Below are 23,085 nucleotides of genomic sequence, written 5' to 3' on the forward strand. Positions count from 1 at the left end.
CCCCGATGCAACGGATTGCACAGGGCCACAGACTCCGCGCGGGCAGGGTCAGCGAATCAAATCGTGTTTATTTGATAACGGCCGTCTGTCATAAACGGCAAGCGATTTTCAGCAGTTTTGAAAATGGCAGAGCGTTTGTGCATGCGATCAGGGATGTAGAACAGGCAATTACACTCTGCTATGTGGTGATGCCAGACCATATTCACTGGCTGCTACAGTTGGCAGAAGATGCTGACCTCTCGCAAGCCGTACAAAAAGCAAAATCACTGACAACCATGGCACTGCGAAAGAGTTGGTCCGGCCCCATCTGGCAACGTGGTTTCCACGACCACGCGTTGCGCAAGGAAGAAGACATTCAGGCGTTTGCCAGATATGTGGTCGCTAACCCGCTCAGAGCCGGCCTCGTCAAATCTCTCCGATATTATTCACTGTGGGATGCGATTTGGTTGTAGGAGCCTGCTTGCAGGCGAACCGCAACAGCGCTCTGCTCTGTTCGCCTGCAAGCAGGCTCCTACAGGGGCAACTCGCTACTCCCACCCCGCCAATACAATCTTGCCGATGGTGCGCCCGCTTTCCAGCTGTCGGTGCGCCAGGCGCAGGTTGGCGGCGTTGATGGGTTCCACGGTGTCGCCGACTGTCGTCACCAGCGTTTCGTTATCCACCAGCTCAGCGATCCGATTCAGTATCCATCCCTGGTGATCCATATCTTCGGTTTCGAATCGACTGCGGGTAAACATGAATTCCCACACGAAAGTGACGCTTTTGGGTTTCAGCAGGTTCATCGGTAGCGGTTCGCGGTTGTCCACCACACAACAGATTTTCCCCTGGGGCTTGATGGCGTTGGCCATGGCGGGGAAGTGCTGGTCGGTGTCGGCGAGGCACAGGATGTAATCCACTTCCGGAATGCCGATGTCTTTCAATTCTTCGTCCACGGGGTTGCGGTGATTGACCACATGGCTTGCGCCCATCTGCTTTACCCACAAGCTGGATTTGGTGCGCGAGGCGGTGGCGATGACCTTGAGCTTTGCCAGTGAGCGCGCGAGCTGGATGGCGATGGAACCGACACCGCCGGCACCGCCGATGATCAGAATGGATTTGCCGGCATCGGTACCGCTGCTGGAAATCCCCAACCGGTCGAACAGCGCTTCCCACGCGGTGAGGCTGGTGAGCGGCAGTGCCGCGGCGGCGAAATAGTCCTGGGTGCGCGGAATTCTGGCGACGATGCGCTCGTCCACCAACTGGTATTCGCTGTAGCAGCCGGGGCGGCTGATATCACCGGCGTAATATACCTGATCGCCCACCTGGAAATTCTTTACGTCACTGCCGGTGGCGATCACTTCGCCGGCGCCATCCCAGCCGAGGATTTTGGGCGTAGTTTCGGTAACCGGCTTTGCCTTGGGGGCGCGGACCTTAGTGTCGACGGGGTTGACCGCGATGGCCTTGACCGCGATCAGCAGGTCCCTGGGGCCGGGTTCCGGCTGATCGATATGCAGGTCGAGCAGCGACTCTTCGTGGTCAATGGGCAGGTATTGAAAGAGGCCGACAGCTTTCACGCGCTAGCTCCATGTCCATTGGGGCAAAGATGGGAGGATTGTGTATCCCGAATTCAACTAGTGTTCAATTTTCGCGCCAGTAGCGCGCACAAGTTGCAGAAATTTCGTAACCGCGGTCGCAGTTTAGTTGAGCCTCACCGCGCGGACTGTGATTTGGCTCAGACTTCCGCGGGGATGTTGACGGGAGCGCCGGGCTTTGCGGGCTTGTTGGCGGTGCGGGTTTTGGCGCCGTGTCTGAGCCTGCGTTTCTGCCACCACAGGTACGTGCCCGTGCCAAACAGCAGGGCCGGTGTCAGGCCTGTGAGCAGTACCAGCCAGCGCCCGACAATACCCAGTGCATCGCCGTTGTGCAGCGGGAACTGCCAGCGCAGGATTTTGTTGCCGAGCGGGATTTCGGTGACGTCCTGGGACATCAGCACTTCACCGGAGTACTGGTCGATACGCACGATGCTGGCGCCGTAGTTGGACCAGGCTTCGCCGGCCGCGCGGAAGGTAAGGCCGTAGCTGTCTTTGTTGTCCCGCGGCAGATAGATACGTTTGAGCGTTCCGCCCGGGAACATGCGTTCACCGATGGCGACCGCCTGATCGGGGGAAATGGGGGTACCTGTGTCCGCGTGTGAACCGGGAAGGGTGGGGAGTGGGTCCAGTTTGAATACACTGCCGATCACCGCTTCCACCTGGACGGGAAATACCAGTGCCACGCCGGAAAAACTCACCATCAACAACAGCGGCAGAAAATAGATGCCGATTACCTTGTGGATATCGAAATAAAACCGGAAGCGGTTGCCGCTGCGGGAAATGCTAAAGGCGCGTTTCCAGCGGTCCTTGCCAGCCCTGAGTGCCTTCGGCCACCACAACACGGCGCCAGTGATGCAGAACAGCATCAACAGCAGGCCCATAAAGCCCACTACGATCTTGCCGTTTTTACCCGCGAGCAGGGTGTAGTGCAGGCGGTAAAGCCAGGTCATGGTGTAGTCGCTGGTACCCCAGGTGCGTATCGCAAGGACTTCCGCATCGGTGGGCGAAACGCTGACCTCCAGCGGGCCCGGGGCACCCTCCGGGGTGGGGAAGCGCACAACGTGGGGGCTGCCGGCCTGGCGCTGGGTCATCAGGCGGGTAGGCGCAGGATTGCCCGGCACTGCCGCCTGCGCCGCGGAGAGAATCTCCGCATAGCTGGCCGGCTGGTTGCTCGGATTGAAACGCACAGTGTGCGGCGCGAGTTGTTCATCCAGCACATGATCGAACACCAGCAGACTGCCGGTGAGTCCGATCAGGGCGAGCAGCAGGCCCAGGGTGAGGCCGGCGTATTTGTGCAGGATGAAAAACGTTTTGCGCATGGGGGATTTAACCGATTCGCCTGCAAGCAGGCTCCTACGCATTGGGAGGAAGCCTGCCCGTAGGAGCCTGCTCGCAGGCGAACAGTCTATCTACTCATCAACAATCAGAACACTTTCGAGTAAGACAGGTTCACGCTGCGTCCCAGGCCCTTGAAGTTGCGGATGTCGTTGCCCGCGGTCTGGGAGTTGTAGGTGAAGTAGTCTTCGTTGGTCAGGTTCTGCAGACCCAGTGCAAATTCGCCGCCGAGCGCCTTTAGCTGGGCACTGGCGTCGATGATGGTGTAACCATCGAATTCCTTGGTCACTACACCCGCGCTGTTTTTAAAATCCCGGTCCAGCAGCCAGTTGGCTTGCAGGCGGGTGCTGAAATCGTCAGTCCAGTTGCGCGCCCAGCTCAGGTTGAAGCGGTTGGGGGCGATGTTGCGGCCGTCCAGGTCAGTGTCTACCTTGCCGTCGTCATTGGAGTCGTAGCGGCCCTTGGTATAGGCGTAGCGCGCTTCGATGGTGTCGGTATCCGTGGCGAACCACTGGCCGCGCAGCTCCACGCCGTCGATCTCGGTCTGCTCGCGGCTGACGCTGTAGATGCCGTCGCTGCCGAGGTTCAGGCGCTGGCCGAAATCGGAATCGGAAGTGTAGTAGGCGACCTGAGCGGTGAATCTGTCAATGCTGAAATCCAGCCCGATTTCCTGGTTCTCGGTCAGGATCGGCTGCATGTCGAGGAAACTCTCTACGCTGAGGCCTGGCTCGTCGATACCCCGCAGTACGCGGCCCACATCCGGCATGGAGAAGCCTTCGGAGTAATTGGCATACACCCTCAGCGCGTCATTGAACGCGTAGGTTGCGCCGATATTGCCGAGGGTCTCGTTGAACTCCGGATTGCCGCCTTCCACAAACTGGCCACCGTTGTAGGAGTAGAGGGTGGTGAAGTCGTCTACCTGTAGTTCGGAAATTTCATGGCGCACGCCTGCGGTGATGGTCATGCGTTCGATGCCGCTGAACTCCGCCTGCGCATATGGGGCGATGCTTTTGTATTTGGTAGGCGGAACCCAGGCGCGGTTGGTGAGAATCAGCTGTTGCCAGGTTTCGTCACGCAGCAGATCCACACCGTAGGCGAGACTCAGCGCTGCGCCGGCAATATCGTCTTTGATCAGGGTCAGCTTCAGGCCGCGTTTTTCCGAGTTGTTCTGGGACTGGTCGAACACCATCTCGCCGTAGGCTGGATCCTGGAAGGTGCCGCTGGGCGTGCCGCCATAGGTGCCGGCGAAGTCCTGAGAGAACACCTGTGCGCGCAGTTTCTGGCCGAGGAAATTTTCCTTGCTGTACTGCAGGTTGATGGTGGTCACTTCATTGGAGGGGGACTTGCCGGGTACGTCCGCCTCGATGGCGGTGGTGGGGATGCCTTCGGAAATGTCTCCGTCGACACTCAGCCAGTTGTTGTTGCCTTCCACCAGGTAGTGGTTGACGGTCAGTTGCACGCGCTGGTCGCCCCAGCTGTAGCCGGTCTTGATGAACGCGTTGATGGTTTCACTGTCCATGGTGTCGCCCTGGGTGTTGTCGAAACCGACAATCTCCCCGTTGGCGTCATAGCTGATGCCGGTGTCGCGGTAGGTCAGGCTCGCCAGCACATCGACATCGTTTACCTTGCCCGACAGGCTGTAGCTGCCGTTGTAGCCGAAGGTGTCGCCGACTTCTTCGGTCTGCAGGTTGGACTCCACCCTCAGGCTCTGCTGGAAGTCTTCGCTGGGGGTGCGGGTCACCAGGTTGATGATGCCGCCGGAGGCGCCCATGCCGTGGATGGCATTGGCGCCGTGAATCACTTCCACCCGCTCCAGCATCAGCGGATCAATAGTGTGGCCGTCGCGGCCGCCATCGCGCAGCGGGTTGGATTGGGGTACGCCGTCGATCAGGTACAGCGGCTTGCGCCCACGCAGGCTCTCACCGGCATTGGTCATCTTCTGACGGCTGGGAGAGAAGCTTGGGATCAGGTTGCCGAGAATCGTGGACAAGTCGCTGGTGGCGGCCATCTGTCGGGTCAGCTCCTGCTGGTCGATCAGGGTGACGGTATTGGGGATGGCACTGAGGGGTTTCTCGGTGCGGCTGGCGGTCACCACAACTTCCTCGGTAAGGCGCGCATCGCTTTCTGCAGCGCTCGCAATGGATGTGGTGATTGAACTGGCAGCGGCAATCGCCAGGGCAAGAGAAGTGCGTGTCCCGCGCATTCAGGGCTCCTGAGAGTCAGTAGTGTTGAAGGTGGTGTTTGTCTTGTGGATGTCACTTGCAGTTCACCTCACAAGAGCCGGGAAGTGCTGACCCGGCCCGGGTGTCTGCTGCACCCGTTAATTTGGGTGGCGATCATAAGAAAAATGAGAATGTTTATCAATTGCCTTGTGGTGGCAGCTGTAAATTTGCTACTGATTCCGACGTCGGCGGTGGGCGTTCCATTAAATGCCAGAAGTGACTTGACTCCCCCGGAGGGGATCAATAGAATGCGCAGCCTCTGAGCGGTTGGGGTTACCCGCCGCGGGAAATCGAAGTCTTACCAGGTCGGTTTCCAGGGTTGTTGGTGCGGGGTGGAGCAGCCTGGTAGCTCGTCGGGCTCATAACCCGAAGGTCGTAGGTTCAAATCCTGCCCCCGCTACCATTTTGGTATCAGTGGTTTTAGCGAGTTGCCCTGCGGGCTCTCTTTTTACCTCTGGCGGCATGGCCGGCGAAGGTCTAGGATTCAAATCCTGCCCCCGCTACCAAATTTCCATTTATACTTCTGAAGTTGTAAGTGGTTGTGATATCCCAGAGTTGTTGTTGCGGGGTGGAGCAGCCTGGTAGCTCGTCGGGCTCATAACCCGAAGGTCGTAGGTTCAAATCCTGCCCCCGCTACCAAATTCTGTGCCAGTGGTACTTGGCGAGATGCCCGACGGGCTCTCTTTTTACCTCTGGCGGCATGGCCGGCGAAGGTCTAGGGTTCAAATCCTGCTTCCGCTACCAAATTCTGTAGTCGCTCTCTGGTGTGTTGAGTGTGACTACGCAGTTGAAGCCCCTGTTAGGGGCTTTTTCGTATCTGCGGCAAACGGGATTAGCCTGGTTTGCCATCCGAATGGGCCGGGAGTCGGCGCCGCGGTTTCTCATTCGGACCGTGGGGTCAGCTCCGCTGCCCATTTTTTGTTTTTGCAATCTGCTGCGGCAATTGCACATCCGCCCCGGCGGTCGGCAATACGGCTGACACGATCGCGGGCCAAAGTGGTGATATGGCAAGCAAGCGCGAACTTTTGGAAGAACTTCTGGCTCCGGTGGTGGAATCACTGGGTTGTGAGTTGTGGGGGATCGAATACCAGACCCACGGCCGCAACGCCCTGCTGCGCATTTACATTGATGCGGAAGAGGGGGTCACCGTGGAGGACTGCGAAAAGGTCAGCCGCCAGGCGAGTGCGGTGCTGGATGTGGAAGACCCCATTAGCGGCAATTACACCTTGGAAGTTTCCTCTCCGGGAATGGACCGCCCGCTGTACAAACTCGAACAGTACGAGCGTTTTATGGGCGCCCAGATAGAAGTGCGTCTGCGTATGCCGCTTGAAGGTCAGCGCAAGTGGCGCGGCCTGCTGGCCGGTGTGGAAGGCGATGAAGTGGTCCTGCGCATCGACAGCGAAAATGAATACCTGCTGCCGATCGACAGTATTGAGCGGGCGAATGTGATTCCGCAGTTCGAGAGCGGAAAGAAGAAGTAGCGCGTTCCCCGCACAGCTTGTGGTGCTCTCTACAGGCGCGAGCAAAGTAGTTTTCGTCCCCGGAGTTTCCGGGAATATTTTGAAGGGCAATGCAGAAGTAGCGGGTGGGGATGGCACGCGTGCCCCTCACCATGGCATTGAATTAAAAGCACGTAGCGTTTTTGAAGAGGCAGCTGCATGAACAAAGAAATCTTGCTGGTAGCCGAGGCGGTTTCCAACGAGAAAGGCGTTGACCGGGAAATTATTTTCCAGGCAATCGAGGCGGCCCTGGCAACGGCCACCAAGAAGCGCTACGACGAAGATTCCACCATCCAGGTGATCATCAATCGTCGCACCGGTGACTACGAAACTTTCCGCAGCTGGGAAGTGGTGGACGATGAGACTCTGGCGGAACTGGGTACCCAGTTCACTCTGGAAGAAGCGCACGAGAAAGATCCCGAGTTGAAAGCCGGCGACGTGTATCGGGAGCTGGTGGAAAACGTCGAGTTCGGCCGTATCGCCGCGCAGACCGCCAAGCAAGTGATCGTGCAGAAGGTTCGTGAAGCCGAGCGCGCAAAAATCGTTGACGAATATCGCGATCGCGTCGGCGATCTGATCAGCGGCACTGTAAAAAAGGTGACTCGCGATTTTATCGCTGTGGATCTGGGCAACAACGCCGAAGCGCGTCTGCCCCGCGACCAGCTGGTTGGCCGCGAAATTTTCCGTCTCGGTGACCGTGTGCGCGCCATCCTGAAGGAAATTCTGCCGGAAGCGCGTGGCCCGCAGCTGATACTGAGCCGCTCCTGTCCGGAGATGCTGATCGAACTGTTCCGCATCGAAGTGCCGGAAATCTCCGAGCAGGTTATTGAGATCAAGGGCGCCGCGCGCGACCCGGGCCTGCGCGCCAAGATTGCGGTGAAAACCAACGACGGTCGTATCGACCCGGTGGGGGCCTGTGTGGGCATGCGCGGTGCGCGTGTGCAGGCGGTGTCCAATGAACTGTCCGGCGAGCGCGTGGATATCGTGCTGTGGGACGACAACCCTGCCCAGTTCGTCATCAACGCCATGGCTCCGGCGGAAATCGAATCCATCGTTGTGGATGAAGACGCTGGCTCCATGGACGTGGCGGTTGCCGAAGAAAACCTGGCCATGGCCATCGGCCGCAGCGGCCAGAACGTGCGCCTGGCATCCGAGCTGACCGAGTGGCAGATCAACGTGATGAGCGTTGAAGCCTGGCAGGCCAAGCAGGAGGCCGAGTCCGGCAGCATCATGGAAGTCTTCATGGAGCGCCTGGATATCGACGAAGATGTGGCCGGTGTTCTGGTGGACGAAGGTTTCACCAGCCTCGAGGAAGTGGCCTATGTGCCGCTGGAAGAGATGCTTACCATCGAAGGCTTTGACGCAGAGATTGCCGAAGAGCTGCGCGCCCGCGCCAAGGATGCCCTGCTGACCCAGGCGCTGGCGTCTGAAGAACAGTTGGATGCTGGTGAGCCGCAGGAAGATCTTCTGAACATGGAAGGCATGGATCGCCAGCTGGCATTCCAGCTCGCGAGCCGCGGCGTGGCCTCCATGGAAGACCTGGCGGAGCAGGCGGTAGATGACCTGCTCGACATTGAAGGTATGGATGAAGAGCGCGCTGCCGCGCTGATCATGAAAGCCCGCGAACCCTGGTTCGCCGACGACAGTGATCAATAAGCTGGATACCCCAGTGCCGGGCCTGTGCCCGGCCACGCGCACCGCTGTTGGGTGCGCGCCACGAATTGCCTGCTGTGCAGGTCAAGGGTGGAGCAGCAAAATGCATTGAAGCTGCTCTGCCACCAAGTGACTTTTTAGGAGAGAGAATGGCCGAAGTAACAGTTAGCGAACTCGCCAAATCGGTTGGTGCCACCGAAGAGCGTCTGCTCAAGCAGATGCAGGAAGCGGGTTTGCCCCACACTTCAGCAGATGCGAAGGTATCTGCGGAAGAAAAACAGGTCCTGCTCAACTTCCTGAAAAGCAGTCACGGGGAGCAGAGCGCTTCACCTCGCAAGATCACCCTCAAGCGCAAAACCACCACAACACTGAAAACCGGATCGGGCGCCGGCCGTAAAACAGTGAATGTGGAAGTGCGCAAGAAGCGCACCTACGTCAAGCGCGCAGAGACCGAAGAGGCCGAACAGCCCGAGCTGGATACTTCCGCCCTGAAGAAGGCCGAGGAAGAGCTGGCCGCGGCAGAAAAGGCCGCAGCCGAGCGCGCGCGCGCCGAGCAGGAGGCTGCCGAAGCCGAGGCCAGAGCGCGTGCCGAGGCGGAAGCCAAAGCCCGTCAGGAAGCGGAAGAAGCGGCGAAGGCACAGGCGGAAGCCGAAGCCAAAGTTGCGGAACAAGCCGCCGATGCGAAATCTGCAGAAGCTGAAAAGGCCGCGGCACCCGAGCCGAAACCGGAACCCAAACCGGAAGCACCGCCCGTCCGCTCAAGCTATGTCGATGACATCGAGGTCATGCGTCTTGCCGCCATTGAGCGTCGCAAGAAGGAAGACGAGCGCGAAGCGGCCGAACTGGAAGAGAAGAAAGCGCGCGTAGAAGCAGAGCGCGCACGTCTTGAGCAGGAGCAGAAAGAGCGCGCCGAGCGTGTGGAGCTCACCAAGAAGAAAGATGCCGAGGAAGCCGGAGCCAAGGCGGCCGCTCCCCGCCGTAAGCACGAGACGGTTGACGTTGTTCGCGAAGAAGACGACGACGAGCCGCGCAAGCGTCGCGGTGGCCGTCGCAGCAAGTCCGGCCCGAAAAAGACCAGTAGAACCTCGCTCTTTGATGCGGCACTGGAAGCCTTCGACAGCGACGAAGAGGAAAAGCGCAGTACGCGTTCCCTGTCTCGCCCGACGCTGAAAGTCAAGAATACGCACGGCTTCAAAAGGCCGACAGGAAAACAAGTGTACGAAGTACAACTGGGCGAGACCATCACCGTCGGCGATCTGGCCAAGCAGCTGAATATCAAAGCCGGCGAGCTGATCAAGCGCCTGATGAAAATGGGCGAAATGGTTACCATCAACCAGAGCCTGGATCGCGAAACTGCAACCCTGATCGTGGAAGAACTGGGCCACAAGGTGGTTCTGCGCTCCGAGAACGAATTGGAAGAGCAACTGGTTGCCCAGTCCCAGCAGGTGGAAGGGGAAGAAGTGTCGCGCGCCCCGGTGGTTACCGTTATGGGCCACGTCGACCACGGCAAAACCTCGCTGCTGGATTACATCCGCAACACCAAAGTGGTTTCTGGTGAGGCCGGTGGTATTACCCAGCACATCGGTGCTTACCGGGTGCCGACCAGCCACGGTGAGATCGCCTTCCTGGATACTCCCGGCCACGCCGCGTTTACCGCTATGCGTGCCCGCGGTGCCCAGGCCACCGACGTAGTGATTCTTGTGGTTGCGGCGGACGACGGCGTGATGCCACAGACCGAAGAGGCTATCGCCCACGCCAAGGCGGCGGGCGTACCGCTGGTGGTCGCAATCAACAAGTGCGACAAGGAAGCGGCCGATCCGGACCGCGTGAAGAACGAGCTGGCGGCCAAAGACGTAATCCCGGAAGACTGGGGTGGCGACACTCAGTTTGTGCAGGTGTCCGCGCACACCGGCCAGGGCATCGACGAGCTGCTGGAAGCGGTATCCCTGCAGGCGGAAATGCTGGAACTGAAAGCCAAGGTGGGCGTACCTGCAACCGGTGTGGTGATCGAAGCGCGTCTCGAGAAGGGCCGCGGTGTGGTTGCCACACTGCTGGTACAAAACGGCGAACTGAAGCGCGGCGATATCGTCCTTGCCGGCCAGAGCTTCGGCCGCGTGCGCGCCATGACCAATGAGCTGGGCAAGTCCGTGAAAGATGCTGGCCCGTCCACGCCGGTGGAACTGCTGGGCCTGGATTCCACGCCCAATGCCGGTGACGAGTTCCTTGTGGTCGCGGACGAGCGCAAAGCGCGCGAAGTGGCGGAGCAGCGCGCCGAGAAAGAGCGTTCCGAGCGTATGCAGCGTCAGCAGGCGGCCAAACTCGAGAACATGTTTGCGAACATGGAGGCCGGTGAGAAGAAAGTCCTGCCGGTGGTGCTCAAGACCGATGTGCGCGGCTCTCTGGAAGCCATCCAGTCTGCACTGATGGACATCGGCAACGAGGAAGTGTCTGTGACCGTGGTGTCCAGCGGCGTCGGCGGCATCGCCGAGAACGACGTCAACCTGGCGCTCACCTCCGGTGCCATCGTTCTTGGGTTCAACACCCGTGCCGATGTGGCCGCGCGCAAACTGGCGGAAAACGAGGGCGTGGAAATCCGCTACTACAGCGTGATCTACAACCTGTTGGACGAAGTGAAGCAGGCCCTGTCCGGCATGCTGGATCCGGAAGTGCGCGAAGAAATCGTCGGTATCGCCGAAGTGCGCGACGTATTCCGCTCGCCCAAGTTCGGCGCCATTGCCGGTTGTATGGTTACCGAGGGTACCGTCTACCGCAACAAACCGATCCGTGTACTGCGCGACAACGTGGTGATCTATCAGGGCGAGCTGGAGTCTCTGCGCCGCTTCAAAGACGACGTGGCTGAAGTCCGTCACGGCATGGAGTGTGGTATCGGCGTTAAAGACTACAATGATGTCAAACCCGGCGATCAGATTGAGGTCTACGACATCACCAAGGTAGCTCGCGAGCTGTAATTGTCCGTCGCCCCGGCCAAGGCCGGGGCCCATTTTGGTTCGCCTGCAAGCAGGCTCCTACAGAGTGTTTTGTGGGAGCCTGCTTGCAGGCGAACAGCCATTTTCGATAGGTATTCAATGGCCAAAGAATTCCACCGCGCCGACCGGGTCGCCGATGCCATGCGTCGCGAGCTGGCCCAGCTGATTCAGCACGAAGTGCGCGACCCGCGGGTTGGCATGGTCAATGTCAACGACGTGGAAGTGAGTCGCGATCTCACCGTTGCCAAGGTCTATGTGACCCTGGTGGGTGAAGACGATCCGAGCAAGATTGAAATTTCCATGGCCGCGCTCAACAAGGCGGCGGGCTTTCTGCGCAGTCAGCTGGCCAAAGAGATCCAGATCCGTACCATTCCCCGTCTGCACTTCCGCTACGACGAGACGTCCGTGCGCGGCCAGCACCTCTCTGCACTGATCGACAAGGCCGTGAAGGCGGATCAGAAACATGTCGATATTGACGAAGACCGCGGCGGCGATGAAGGCCGTCAGGAAGGCTCTCAGGAAGAAAGTAACGACTGATGGGCCGCAGACCAAAATGGGGACGCCAGGTCGACGGTGTGCTGTTGCTGAACAAGCCCGCCGGAATCACGGCCAACGACGCCCTGCAAAAAGCCAAACGTCTCTTTTTCGCCAATCGCGCCGGCCACACCGGGGCGTTGGACCCACTGGCGACCGGTGTACTGCCGATCTGCTTCGGTGAGGCCACCAAGTTTTCCCAGTACCTGTTGGATGCCGACAAGCGCTATCGCAGCACCTTCTGCCTCGGGATGACCACCGAGACAGGAGATGCCGACGGCAATGTGGTTTCCACTAGTGATGCGTCCGGGGTCACCGAGGCGCAGGTGCGCAAGGCGATGGAAGCTTTCCGCGGCACTATCCGTCAGGTGCCATCCATGTACTCGGCGCTCAAGTACAACGGCCAGCCGCTGTACAAACTGGCGCGCCAGGGCATCGAGGTGGAGCGGGAAGCGCGGGAAGTGGAAATTTATTCCTACGAATTGCTCAAATTTATTCCCGGGGCAGACTCTCCTGACAAGTTGCCGCGGGCGGAAATCGAGGTGCACTGCTCCAAGGGGACCTATGTGCGCAGTCTCGCCGAGGATCTGGGCAAAGTACTCGGTGTCGGTGCCTTCGTGGAAAAACTGCACCGCAGTGCCGCCGGTCCCTACCGTGAGGAGGACGCGGTCACCCTGGACGAGCTCACTGCCGAGCGCGGTGATGGCCAGGCGGAACTGCTGGATCACCACCTGCTACCGGCGGATTCTCCCGCCTCCGGACTGCCCAAAATGATCCTTACGGATGACTCGGGTTACTATCTGCGTCAGGGTCAGCCGGTGATGGATCTGCAGGTCTATCGTTTGGGCGATGAAGGTGATATGGTGCGCCTCTTCCTGGAAAGTGGCGAATTTCTGGGCGTTGGAGAGATTACCGATGACGGGCGGGTCGCCCCCCGCCGGTTGGTGAAATAGCACTCCTGATTGTCGTCATACCGGACGCTTTTTTCATGCCGGACTCGATTCGGCACGGTATCCAGTGGGTTCCGGAACAAGTCCGGAATGACGGTAAAAAGGTGCTGTGCGCAGGACATCCTGCAAACGTAATTAGCTGATCTGTAAACATGCACGGGTCAGCCGAATTTTCAAAGCATGTTACGAACGAGGTAATTCGTTATGGCACTGTCTGCATCTGAAAAAGCAGCCATCCTGAAAGAGCACGGCCAGGCCGCTGGTGATACCGGTTCTCCGGAAGTCCAGGTTGCCCTGCTGACCGCCAACATCAACAAGCTTCAGGGTCACTTTGCTTCTCACAAGCAAGACCACCACTCCCGTCGTGGTCTGATCCGCATGGTAAACCAGCGTCGTAAGCTGCTGGACTACCTGAAGCGCAAGGATCTGAACCGTTACGCACAGCTGATCGCCAAGCTCGGCCTGCGTCGCTAAGACCCTGAGAATGCCCGCCCCTTGGCGGGCATTCTTCTTTTTAGCGGTAAGAATTGACGAATTTTCAGGGGCAAAGATGTTTCCCTGGGAATGCTGGGCGGCCTTTGGCTTTGGCCCGGCGAAATTCGCCTGCAAGCAGGCTCCTACACAATGATTTGTAAAATGTAGGAGCCTGCTTGCAGGCGAACACACTGTAGGGGCTGTTGGAATGGGCCAGCAGCCGTAAGGAAACAGGAAAGATACTAGTGAATCCAGTAACCAAAACCTTCCAGTACGGGAAAGACCAGGTCACCATCGAAACCGGCCGCATCGCGCGCCAGGCTACCGGTGCGGCGCTTGTCACCATGGGCGAAACCGTTGTTCTTTGTACCGTTGTCGGTGCCAAAGACGCCAAAGCCGGTCAGGACTTTTTCCCGCTGTCTGTACATTACCAAGAGAAGGCCTACGCGGCCGGTAAAATTCCCGGTGGCTTCTTCAAGCGTGAAGGCCGCCCGTCGGAAAAAGAAACACTGACTTCCCGCCTGATCGATCGTCCGATCCGTCCGCTGTTCCCGAAAGGTTTCATGAACGAAGTACAGGTGATGATCACCGTGCTGTCCGCGGAAAAAGACGTGGATCCGGATATTGCCAGCATGATTGGTACCTCAGCGGCTCTGTCGATCTCCGGCATTCCGTTCAATGGCCCGATCGGCGCTGCGCGCGTCGGCTACACCGAAAAAGACGGTTACCTGCTGAACCCGCGTTACAGCCAACTGAAAACGTCCGAGCTGGACATGGTTGTCGCTGGTACCAAAGACGCCGTGCTGATGGTGGAATCCGAAGCGGCTGAACTGCCGGAAGACATCATGCTGGGCGCAGTGCTGTATGCCCACCAGGAAATGCAGGCGGTAGTTAAAGTCTGTGAAGAGCTGAAAGCCGAAGCGGGTAAACCCACTTGGGACTGGCAACCTGAAGCCGTTAACGAAGAGCTGAAGTCCGCACTGGAAACCCAGTTCGGCGAGCAGGTGAAAGAAGCCTATCGCATCACCAACAAGCAGCAGCGCACCACCCGTCTGGGCGAACTGCGCAATGCCGCCGCGGCTGAACTGGCCACCGAAGAAGTGGATGAGGGCACCGTAAAAACCTACTTCGGCAAGCTGGAGAAGAAAATCGTGCGCGGTGCCGTGGTACGCGGCGAGCCCCGTATCGACGGCCGCGACACCAAGACCGTGCGCCCGATCAGCGTGGAAGTGGGCGTGCTGCCAAAAAGCCACGGCTCCGCGCTGTTCACCCGCGGTGAGACCCAGGCTCTGGTAGTTGCCACCCTCGGCGCCACCCGCGATGCGCAAATCATCGACGCGCTGGAAGGCGAGCGCAAAGACTACTTTATGTTGCACTACAACTTCCCTCCCTATTCTGTGGGTGAGGCGGGTCGTGTAGGTGCTACCGGTCGCCGCGAAATCGGCCACGGCCGTCTGGCCCGCCGCGGTATTGCTGCGGTTCTGCCGAACCCGGAATCGTTCCCCTACACCCTGCGTGTGGTTTCCGAGATCACCGAATCCAACGGTTCCAGCTCAATGGCGTCTGTATGTGGCTCCAGTCTGGCGCTGATGGACGCGGGTGTTCCGCTGAAGGCACCGGTTGCCGGTATTGCCATGGGTCTGGTGAAGGAGGACGACGGCTTTGCCGTTCTGACCGATATCCTGGGTGACGAAGACCACCTGGGCGACATGGACTTCAAAGTGGCCGGTACCGCGAGCGGCGTAACCGCGCTGCAGATGGACATCAAGATCGAAGGCATCACCGAAGAAATCATGGAGACTGCCTTGGAGCAGGCTCTGCAGGCTCGCCTGCACATCCTCGCGGAAATGAACAAGGTGATCGGCGCTTCCCGTGAAGTGGTCAATGAAAATGCCCCGCGCTACGCGACTCTGAAGATCCATCCGGACAAGATCCGCGACGTGATCGGTAAGGGCGGCGCGACCATCCGCTCCATTACCGAAGAGACTGGTGCTTCCATCGATATCGAAGACGATGGCACTGTAAAAGTCTTCGGTGAAGACGGTGTGAGCCTGGAAGCGGCGGTTACCCGTATCGAGGAAATCACCGCGGAAGCCGAGATTGGCGCGATCTACGAAGGTAAGGTTGTGCGCATTGTCGACTTCGGTGCGTTCGTCAACTTCCTGCCGGGTAAAGACGGACTGGTGCACATCTCCCAGATCGCGGAAGAGCGTGTCAACGCAGTGACCGACTACCTGAGCGAAGGCCAGATGGTCAAGGTCAAGGTGCTGGACGTAGACCAGCGTGGCCGCATTAAGCTGTCCATCAAGGAAGCCACTGCCGATCAGGCAGAAGAGGCAACCGGAGAGGAGTAATCCTCCGGGGACACAGACAGCCCGCTTGCGGGCTGACGGAAACGGTGGCTATATGCCACCGTTTTTTCATTCGGGCCACCCATGGCCCTCATCCGTGGGGCAGTCTTCGGCTGTGCAAAACGGCATTCCCGCCGTTTTGTTTGAATGAATTTTGTAAGCAGGAAAACTGGGGGGAAGGACGGTGGAAGTCTTATTGCTTTATTTGCTGGTGGGGATGGCGGCGGGCACCATCGCCGGCCTGTTCGGAGTCGGTGGAGGCTTGATCATCGTCCCTGCGCTGGTACTGATGTTCACGGCCCAGGGGATTGCACCGGAAATCCTCACGCACATGGCCGTCGGCACTTCGCTGGCCACCATTATCATCACCTCCATCAGCTCCATCCGCACCCACCATGGCAAGCGCGCGGTGGACTGGAAAATCGTTGCATTGATGGCGCCGGGTATTCTGGTCGGCTCGTGGATTGGCGGTGTTACCGCGGACTGGCTGTCTGGCGCTTGGCTGCAATTCCTGATTGGCCTCTTCGCCGTGGGTATCGCCCTCAAAATGTGGCTGGATGGGCTGCGCAAGGCGGAACTGCCCACAGACGGTAGCCGGCTGCCAGGCAAGGCCGGCTTGACGGTAGTGGGAGCGTTTATCGGCTGGGCATCCGCCATTTTTGGTATTGGTGGGGGCTCTCTGACCGTCCCCTTCCTGTCCCGCTGCCATATTGTCATGCAGCGTGCCGTCGCCACCTCCGCCGCCTGCGGCCTGCCCATCGCGGTGGCGGGTGCGCTGAGTTTTGCGGTACAGGGCTGGAGCAATCCGCAGCTGCCTCAGTGGAGTAGTGGCTATATCTACTGGCCGGCGTTTTTCGGCATTGTGCTTGCCAGCACCTGGTTTGCCCGCCTCGGTGCCAAACTGGCCCACAGGCTCTCGCCGCAGCTGCTGAAAAACTGCTTTGCCGGTTTGCTGTTTGTGATCGGTGTGCGGTTTATCTGGCTGAATTACGCTGTAGTAATCAATTAATGGCACCAACTCCGTAGGAGCCTGCCTGCAGGCGAAGCGGTCAGTGCTCCGTATCATTCGTCTGACAAACTTGTGCTCCTGCATAATTTGCATTTCCGCCATCCATGGCGGTCACCGCAGGCTCCTACAACGTGGTTTTGTCTGTACACTTCCGTCAACAAAAAGGCCGCTGCGGTTTCCCGCAGCGGCCTTTTTAGTGCGTTTGGTTGTCGCCAATCAGCGAATACCACACATCCCTTTCTTCAACAGCGGAGAAATGACAATCATCAACGCGCCGACGCCGAGACCCCACCACATCAGATATTCGTACAGGCTGGTGTAAGTCGCCAGTGTAGACGCCACATCCGTGCCGCCATCCTGAGGCATAGCTGCCATCTTGCCAATACGGGTCGCTACGGTTTCTGACAGGGCGGTGGCCAGGAACCAGGTTCCCATACTCACGCTTACTACCTTGCCGATGGACAGCTTGGTCACCGCAGACAGGCCAACAGGGGACAGGCACAGCTCACCGGTGGTGTGCAGCAGATAGGCCAGCACCAGCCAGATCATGGCGACTTTGCCGGCTTCGGTGGGGAATGCAGCACCCAGAACCAGCGCACCGAAGCCGAGGCCGGCCTGAATGATCCCCAGGCCGAACTTGACCGGTGTGCTGGGTTCCCAGCCGCGCTTGCCAAGCCACACCCACAGGGCCGCAAAGGGAATCGCCAGCAGCATGATGAAGCCGGCATTCAGGGAGCCGAACATGGAGGCGCGGATTTCTCCGTCCCCGACGGTGCGGTCGAGCACGCGGTCCGCATACAGCGTCATGGAGCCGGCAGACTGTTCGAACAGAGCCCAGAACACGATGGTCGAAGTGATCAGTACCATCAGCACCACGGTGCGGGAGAACTCCTCGCTGTAGTGGCGGGCAAAGCCGTAGCCGATAAAGGCGACAAGCCCCAGCAGCATACCGCCCAGCCACACGTCTATGTCGGTAAACGCCCAGATCAGGCCCAGAGCCGCGGTTACCGCTGCCATGGCGATGGCGACCATGTCCTTGCCCTTACTGTCTTGGTGCAGCATAGAGAACAGGATGAGGCCCACGATGGCGACAATCAGCAGGCTGTTCTGCGCCAGGTGAACGACCGGCTCACTCTGAACCAGGAACCACACCAGCGCCAGTGACGCGATACCGCCCAGGTAAACGGCCCATTCCTTGTTGATCGGACCGAGTGCCTTTTCTTTCAGCACTTCCGGACGGCTGGGTTCAGCCAGGCCATCCAGGTATTTCTGCCCCCACATGAAGGTGATCAGACCCAGCAGCATGCCGATACCCGCCACACCGAAGCCGTAACCCCAGCCGTAGGTTTCACCCAGCCAGCCGCACAGTAGCGTGGCGATGAAGGAACCCACATTGATACCCATGTAGAAGATGGTGAAGCCCGCATCGCGGCGGGGATCATTCTTCGGGTAGAGCTGGCCGACAATGGTGGAAATGTTCGGTTTCAGGAAGCCTACACCAACGGTGATCAGCGCCAGTGCCATAAAGAAGACGTTCAGTGCGACCACGTCCTGGATGATCACGTCGCTGGCCAGGGTGGTACCGGCGGCGATAACACTGCCGTCATTCAGGGTAATGGCTTCGCTGAGCACGGTCCCCGCGGCATAAGAAATGGCCTGGTGACCTTCCACCGCCATCAGCAGGTGACCCAGGCAGAGCAGGATGCCGCCGAACAGCACTGCCTTGCGCATACCCAGATAGCGGTCCGCCAGCAAGCCGCCGATCAGCGGGAGTGCGTAAACCAGACCGGCGTAGGCACCGAGTACATCGTAGCCGGCGCTGTCGGTGAACAGGTGGTATTTGGTCAAATACAGCAGAAGCAGATACTTCATGCCGTAGAAAGAGAATCGCTCCCAGAGTTCGGTCGCAAAACAGATGTAAAGTCCTTTCGGGTGGCCGAGCAACTCGCCCGAGCCGGCGCGGGGGGCCGTCGTAGTGACGTCTGCGACATTTGATGTCATATCTGCAATCCCGGTTGTTATAGCTTTAATGAAATGTCTCCGGCAGTGTAACAGTCGTCTCAAAAGCTGGCGAATGGTTACACATGAAACAGGAAATGCACCTGTAAAAGGTATTCCTTCACGACAGGAATCGTGGAAAATCAGGAATTCAAAACACGATATGGGGACAATAACGATGAAAACCCCGGAAAATTCTGGGCTGAAAAGATTGCGCTGGTCACAAGTGCTGTTTGTACGCGCCACCAGATTCGGCGCGTGCCTGCTGTTGATGTTGCTCTGGGGCTGCAGTAGCACACTCCCGACGCCCGAGGCCGCGATAGACCCGAACTGGCTGCTATCCGGCGAGGTACTGTTTGCAGAACCGGTTGCACCGGAAATGCTACCGGACGACGACATCCTTGGCCTGGAGCCGGAGATACGTCGCTATCTGGCACAGATTGCACCCGATGAAAGCCCACAGCAGCGGCTGGTGGCACTGGTGCACGCCTTTGAAAACCGCGATTTTACTGTTCAGTATCAAGCTGACCGGACCCTCACCGCTTCCGAGACTTACACCCGGCAACAGGGCAATTGCATGGCGTTTACCGTCATGATGGTTGCGATGGCGCGGGAATTGGGAGCGGAAGCGCATTTCAATCAGGTGGAGGTGCCGCCGGTGTGGGGGCATGAAGAGGCGCAGACCTTTGTAGTGTACCGGCATATCAATATGGTGTCGGAAACCAGTCGCGGGCGCCGTGTCGTGGATTTCAATCTGGCGGCGTACGACCCGGTGTACGACCAGCAAAAAATCTCGGATGCCGAAGCCTTCGGACAGTATTACAGCAACCGCGGTATCGAGTGGATGCAGCAGGGGGACATGCGGCAGGCTTTCCTGTATTTGCGCAAGGCGCTGGCATTGCGCCCTGAAAGCGCCGACCTGTGGGCAAATCTCGGCGCCTTTTACAGCCGCAACCAGCAGCCAGAGGCGGCGGAACAGAGCTATCTGCAGGCGCTGCAATTGCAGGAGGATCACAACATTGCCATCAGCAATATCGAGCGGCTCTACCGCAAACAGCAGCGGTTTGCCCTTGCGGATCAGTATGCGGAAAAGGCCCGTTTCCACCGGCAGCGAAATCCCTATTACCTCTATTACCAGGCGCGCAACGCCTATGAGCACGGGGATTACAAAAATGCGAAGCGGCAATTGAAGCGCGCTCTCTGGAGGCACGAAAACGACCACCGTTTCCACTTTCTGCTGGGGCTTACCAACTTCAAGTTAGGGGAAATTGAAGACTCCCTCGAACACTTCAGTGCCGCCTTCTCCCTCGCCAATAACCCGGGCACGCAACAGGCGTACAACCGCAAACTGGAATATTTGAGGAATCAACAACAATAAAAAAGGGGATGCCACTGGCATCCCCTTTTCGTATCGACTTTAGGTCGGCAACTTAGAACTGGTAAGTGGCACCAGCCCAGAAGTAGCGGCCCTGATAGTCGTAGGTGCTGTTCCAGTCACCGCCGCCGGAACCGTCGAACGGCTCGCGGTCGGCGACGTTGTCAATACCGGCGCTCAGGCTCATTGCCTCGGTTACGTCCCAGCCAGCCTTCAGGTTGATGTAGGTAGCTGAAGGTACGTCGAGGTACGGGCTGTGGCCGTTATCGATGTACTGGGCGTCAACACCCAGGTTCCAGGAATTGCCGTACCAGGTAGCGCTGGTCAGCGCGCGCCACTTCACGTACATGCCGGAAGAGGTGCCGATGTAACCCTTGTAGTCAGTGGTCTGACCAGTCTGAGAGTTGAACTCATCGTATTCGAGCAGGCGGGTAGCCTGGGCACGCAGTGCCAGCTGGCCAGCGTCGAAGTTCTGGGTCATATCGATATCAACACCTTTGGTGTTGATCTGGCCCAGGTTCATCAACGCACCTTCCAGTGCAGTGATATTGCCCGCGTCGTTGCGCTGGATGCGATCACATGCGGAGGCAATACCTCTGCGTTCACAGTCATCCAGAATCAGCTGCAGATCCGGAGAGGTGATTGCGTCTTCGATTTCGATGTCGAAGTAGTCCAGAGTAATGGAGAAGTCATTGAAGAAGCTCGGAGTCCACACAACACCGGCGGTGAAGGTGGTGGCTTCTTCCGGAGTCAGCTCAGAGTTACCGCCGATATTGGTCGGAACCTGGCCGTCGAAAGCCGTAATGATCTTATTACAGTGGGCTCCCGTACCTTTTTCTGCTTCTGCGTAGCAGGGATCTTCCAGGTACTCGTAGCTCTGCGCAGAACCGCTGAACAGCTCATAGATACCCGGAGCGCGGAAGGAGGTAGAGTAGCTGGTGCGGAAACGCACGTCTTCGGTCGGCGCGTAAACCAGACCCAGCTTTCCGGTACTTTCGCCACCGAAGGTGTCGAAGTCGGAGTAGCGTACTGCCAGATCTGCTGTCAGCTCTTCGGCATACTTCATACCTGCCAGAATTGGCAGATTGAATTCCGCGAAAACTTCAGTAGCGGAGAATTCACCCGCAGTGGCGTCTTGCTGGTTGCCGAAGGTATCACCGGTCTGAGTTTCTACGGAAGGATTGAACTCACCGGATTCCTCGCGGTATTCAACGCCGGCAGCAAAGCCCAGAGTTCCGCCCTGGAACTGGATGGCTTCGATGTCGCCGGTCAGGCTCGCGCCCGCGTTTACCAGCTCGTACTCGTTGTTTTCGTGGTCGTCGTAGCGGATATAGTCGAGTACGTCAGCGCCGATGCCGCCGAAGAACTGCGGGTTCTGGATAGGGGAAGTGCCATCCAGCACCTGCGACAGCAGGCGCTTGTTGTAGGAGTTGCGGGTAACGTTTTCGCCTTCGTTCTTGCCGTAGCTGTAGAAGGTATCCCAGCTCCAGCTGTTGGCGAAGTCGCCGCGTGCGCCGAGAATTACACGGTAGGTGTCGGTGGTTTGCTCGTAGTCACGAGTGCCGCCGCCCACCGGGCGCAGACGTACATCGATCGGGTTGGCATCCCACGCAGTGCCGTGGCTTGCAGCTGGCTCGGTCGGCTTCATACCTTCCGGTGAACCTTGCGCTACCCACTCGGCCAGTGCGGCTTCGTACGCAGCCTTATCGATCTGGTATGCCTGCTCGGCTTTGTCCCACGCTGCCATCAACTGTTGCTGCATAGCAGGCGTCAGGTGGTCGGTGGTCATATTCATGCCGTTGGCGCCGTACATCGGCTGCGCCGCCAGCTGTTGGTTGGTGGTTTTGGTGGTAAAGCTGGCTTCACCGTACAGTTCGGTGGCGTCAGTCAGGGAGAAGGTGCCGTTGGCGGTCGCGGAAGAGCGCTCCATAGCTCCAGACAGCCACATGTACTGGCCAATCTCATGAGACTCTGCTCCTGCCGTCAGACCAGAGCCGTCTTCTTTGACTTTGAAGCTGCCGTAGTCGGTGTAGACGTTACCGTTCGGGGTGATGGAGCTGTTGAGGCTCGCCCACTCGCGATCTTTGTAGGTGATTTCATCACGCTGGCTGTGGCTGATGTTGGCAATGAAGCTGCCGCGTTCGCCTTCACCACTGAAGGTGAAAGAAATATCGCCGTTCTCACCGCCGCCGTCTTTGGTGGCACCACCGCGGACGCTTATCATCGGGCCGTCAACAGCCTTTTTCAGGACTACGTTGATAACACCTGCAACGGCATCGGAGCCGTAAACCGCGGAAGCACCGTCGGTCAGCACTTCGATACGCTCAATCATGTCGACAGGAATGTTGTTCATGTCGACGGCGGAACCTACGCCGGAAGAGGACGAAACGAAGCGACGGCCGTTAACCAGTACCAGCGTGCGCTCGGAACCGAGATTGCGCAGGTCTACGAAAGACAGGCCCGCACCGCCGTTGTTGTCATTGGCGTTGATGCCGGTGGTGCCCATGGATGGCAGCTGGTTCAGCAGCTCGTCAACGGTGCCAACACCTGAACGTTTGATGGCAGCGGAATCCAGAATAGTAATAGGGCCGGTGGTGGACAGCGGATCGCGCGCAATACGTGAACCGGTAACAATCACTTCTTCAACAATTGGGCTAGCGGCAGTTTCCTGCGCGGACACGGCAGCGGTAGCCAGAGTGCTGAACGCAGCAACAGCAATACTCAACTTGGTCTTGATCATAAATGCATCCTTTATGTCGTTAGAGGCACTTTTATTGGTTTGTTGTATTTTTAGTGCGGGCTGACTTTAAAGGATCATTTTTAATAGTGGAACTAACCTGTCATTGGGAGATCTCATGGAAATACAATATATTGTTCTCTTCTTGATCTAACTGGCTGTTTTTTGACCTTTAAGGAGTCTGTCTATCCGAAGGTTTTGCATATTTACATTAAATTAATATGTAAATTCAAAAAAAGTTAGGATGTTCTTAACTAAAATTTCGGACCTTTCTGGTGGGTAATAAATGATCAAAATGCAAAAATGTATGCTTTTCGATCAGTTCTGAGGGCGCTGCTGAAAAGTGGGAGCTTTCTGTTGAAGAGCTTACTAGTGGCGGACAAATATGCT

General features: G+C 58.2%; 15 protein-coding genes and 2 tRNA genes. 12 read left to right on the forward strand and 5 right to left on the reverse strand.

Going from position 1 to position 23,085, the window contains the following annotated elements; all coding sequences use genetic code 11:
• The first annotated feature begins 5 nt into the window (after nucleotides 1-5).
• A complete protein-coding gene (locus FDY93_RS00500; RefSeq protein ID WP_138233781.1) occupies nucleotides 6-452 on the forward strand; it encodes an REP-associated tyrosine transposase in 447 nt (148 codons plus the stop codon).
• Between the two features lie 75 nt (nucleotides 453-527).
• Here the strand turns inward: FDY93_RS00500 and FDY93_RS00505 are convergent, their stop codons facing one another.
• The 3 genes from FDY93_RS00505 to FDY93_RS00515 all read right to left on the reverse strand — a co-directional run bounded on the left by FDY93_RS00505 (nucleotide 528) and on the right by FDY93_RS00515 (nucleotide 5,109).
• Nucleotides 528-1,553: a zinc-binding alcohol dehydrogenase family protein gene (locus FDY93_RS00505; RefSeq protein WP_138233782.1), complete on the reverse strand. Its 1,026-nt coding sequence runs from the start codon at nucleotides 1,551-1,553 to the stop codon at nucleotides 528-530.
• A gap of 158 nt (nucleotides 1,554-1,711) precedes the next feature.
• On the reverse strand, nucleotides 1,712-2,890 hold the full coding sequence (locus FDY93_RS00510) for a PepSY-associated TM helix domain-containing protein (RefSeq protein ID WP_171018844.1): 1,179 nt from the start codon (nucleotides 2,888-2,890) through the stop codon (nucleotides 1,712-1,714).
• A gap of 104 nt (nucleotides 2,891-2,994) precedes the next feature.
• Nucleotides 2,995-5,109, reverse strand: coding sequence for a TonB-dependent receptor (locus FDY93_RS00515; RefSeq protein WP_138233784.1), 2,115 nt, complete (start codon nucleotides 5,107-5,109; stop codon nucleotides 2,995-2,997).
• 345 nt (nucleotides 5,110-5,454) lie between these two features.
• On the opposite strand from FDY93_RS00515, the gene FDY93_RS00520 reads away from it, so the two are divergent.
• The 10 genes from FDY93_RS00520 to FDY93_RS00565 all read left to right on the forward strand — a co-directional run bounded on the left by FDY93_RS00520 (nucleotide 5,455) and on the right by FDY93_RS00565 (nucleotide 16,585).
• Nucleotides 5,455-5,531: transfer RNA gene (locus FDY93_RS00520), tRNA-Met, on the forward strand.
• Between the two features lie 159 nt (nucleotides 5,532-5,690).
• Nucleotides 5,691-5,767: transfer RNA gene (locus FDY93_RS00525), tRNA-Met, on the forward strand.
• A gap of 365 nt (nucleotides 5,768-6,132) precedes the next feature.
• Complete coding sequence (gene rimP, locus FDY93_RS00530; protein WP_138233785.1) at nucleotides 6,133-6,609, forward strand: ribosome maturation factor RimP; 477 nt, start codon at nucleotides 6,133-6,135, stop codon at nucleotides 6,607-6,609.
• Nucleotides 6,610-6,786: 177 nt separating this feature from the next.
• On the forward strand, nucleotides 6,787-8,283 hold the full coding sequence (gene nusA, locus FDY93_RS00535; RefSeq protein WP_138233786.1) for a transcription termination factor NusA: 1,497 nt from the start codon (nucleotides 6,787-6,789) through the stop codon (nucleotides 8,281-8,283).
• Nucleotides 8,284-8,429: 146 nt separating this feature from the next.
• A complete protein-coding gene (gene infB / locus FDY93_RS00540; protein WP_138233787.1) occupies nucleotides 8,430-11,249 on the forward strand; it encodes a translation initiation factor IF-2 in 2,820 nt (939 codons plus the stop codon).
• Between the two features lie 117 nt (nucleotides 11,250-11,366).
• Nucleotides 11,367-11,804, forward strand: a complete 438-nt coding sequence (gene rbfA / locus FDY93_RS00545) for a 30S ribosome-binding factor RbfA (RefSeq protein WP_138233788.1) — start codon at nucleotides 11,367-11,369, stop codon at nucleotides 11,802-11,804.
• Nucleotides 11,804-12,754, forward strand: coding sequence for a tRNA pseudouridine(55) synthase TruB (gene truB, locus FDY93_RS00550; protein WP_138233789.1), 951 nt, complete (start codon nucleotides 11,804-11,806; stop codon nucleotides 12,752-12,754). Before rbfA ends, truB begins: the two co-directional genes overlap by 1 nt.
• 201 nt (nucleotides 12,755-12,955) lie before the next feature.
• Nucleotides 12,956-13,225: a 30S ribosomal protein S15 gene (gene rpsO / locus FDY93_RS00555; protein WP_105103464.1), complete on the forward strand. Its 270-nt coding sequence runs from the start codon at nucleotides 12,956-12,958 to the stop codon at nucleotides 13,223-13,225.
• Between the two features lie 245 nt (nucleotides 13,226-13,470).
• Complete coding sequence (gene pnp / locus FDY93_RS00560; protein WP_138233790.1) at nucleotides 13,471-15,579, forward strand: polyribonucleotide nucleotidyltransferase; 2,109 nt, start codon at nucleotides 13,471-13,473, stop codon at nucleotides 15,577-15,579.
• A gap of 181 nt (nucleotides 15,580-15,760) precedes the next feature.
• A complete protein-coding gene (locus FDY93_RS00565; RefSeq protein ID WP_138233791.1) occupies nucleotides 15,761-16,585 on the forward strand; it encodes a sulfite exporter TauE/SafE family protein in 825 nt (274 codons plus the stop codon).
• A 216-nt stretch (nucleotides 16,586-16,801) separates the two neighbouring features.
• On the opposite strand, the gene FDY93_RS00570 is transcribed toward FDY93_RS00565, so the two are convergent.
• On the reverse strand, nucleotides 16,802-18,586 hold the full coding sequence (locus tag FDY93_RS00570) for a peptide MFS transporter (RefSeq protein WP_138233792.1): 1,785 nt from the start codon (nucleotides 18,584-18,586) through the stop codon (nucleotides 16,802-16,804).
• A gap of 208 nt (nucleotides 18,587-18,794) precedes the next feature.
• Between FDY93_RS00570 and FDY93_RS00575 the strand changes: the two genes are divergently transcribed.
• Nucleotides 18,795-19,961: a tetratricopeptide repeat protein gene (locus FDY93_RS00575; protein WP_246068400.1), complete on the forward strand. Its 1,167-nt coding sequence runs from the start codon at nucleotides 18,795-18,797 to the stop codon at nucleotides 19,959-19,961.
• A gap of 52 nt (nucleotides 19,962-20,013) precedes the next feature.
• Here the strand turns inward: FDY93_RS00575 and FDY93_RS00580 are convergent, their stop codons facing one another.
• Nucleotides 20,014-22,698 (reverse strand): TonB-dependent receptor plug domain-containing protein, encoded by a 2,685-nt coding sequence (locus FDY93_RS00580; protein WP_138233794.1) that lies wholly within the window; start codon nucleotides 22,696-22,698, stop codon nucleotides 20,014-20,016.
• Nucleotides 22,699-23,085 lie beyond the last annotated feature (387 nt).

Source organism: Microbulbifer harenosus (assembly GCF_005771435.1).
GTDB classification, from domain to species: Bacteria; Pseudomonadota; Gammaproteobacteria; order Pseudomonadales; family Cellvibrionaceae; genus Microbulbifer; species Microbulbifer harenosus.

Excerpts from the sequence above, each read along its gene's own strand:
- infB (WP_138233787.1), top strand. The coding sequence starts at position 8,430 with ATGGCCGAAGTAACAGTTAGCGAACTCGCCAAATCGGTTGGTGCCACC.
- FDY93_RS00500 (WP_138233781.1), top strand. The coding sequence starts at position 6 with ATGCAACGGATTGCACAGGGCCACAGACTCCGCGCGGGCAGGGTCAGC.
- rpsO (WP_105103464.1), top strand. The coding sequence starts at position 12,956 with ATGGCACTGTCTGCATCTGAAAAAGCAGCCATCCTGAAAGAGCACGGC.
- FDY93_RS00570 (WP_138233792.1), bottom strand. The coding sequence starts at position 18,586 with ATGACATCAAATGTCGCAGACGTCACTACGACGGCCCCCCGCGCCGGC.
- rbfA (WP_138233788.1), top strand. The coding sequence starts at position 11,367 with ATGGCCAAAGAATTCCACCGCGCCGACCGGGTCGCCGATGCCATGCGT.
- FDY93_RS00515 (WP_138233784.1), bottom strand. The coding sequence starts at position 5,109 with ATGCGCGGGACACGCACTTCTCTTGCCCTGGCGATTGCCGCTGCCAGT.
- FDY93_RS00510 (WP_171018844.1), bottom strand. The coding sequence starts at position 2,890 with ATGCGCAAAACGTTTTTCATCCTGCACAAATACGCCGGCCTCACCCTG.
- truB (WP_138233789.1), top strand. The coding sequence starts at position 11,804 with ATGGGCCGCAGACCAAAATGGGGACGCCAGGTCGACGGTGTGCTGTTG.
- rimP (WP_138233785.1), top strand. The coding sequence starts at position 6,133 with ATGGCAAGCAAGCGCGAACTTTTGGAAGAACTTCTGGCTCCGGTGGTG.
- nusA (WP_138233786.1), top strand. The coding sequence starts at position 6,787 with ATGAACAAAGAAATCTTGCTGGTAGCCGAGGCGGTTTCCAACGAGAAA.
- FDY93_RS00580 (WP_138233794.1), bottom strand. The coding sequence starts at position 22,698 with ATGATCAAGACCAAGTTGAGTATTGCTGTTGCTGCGTTCAGCACTCTG.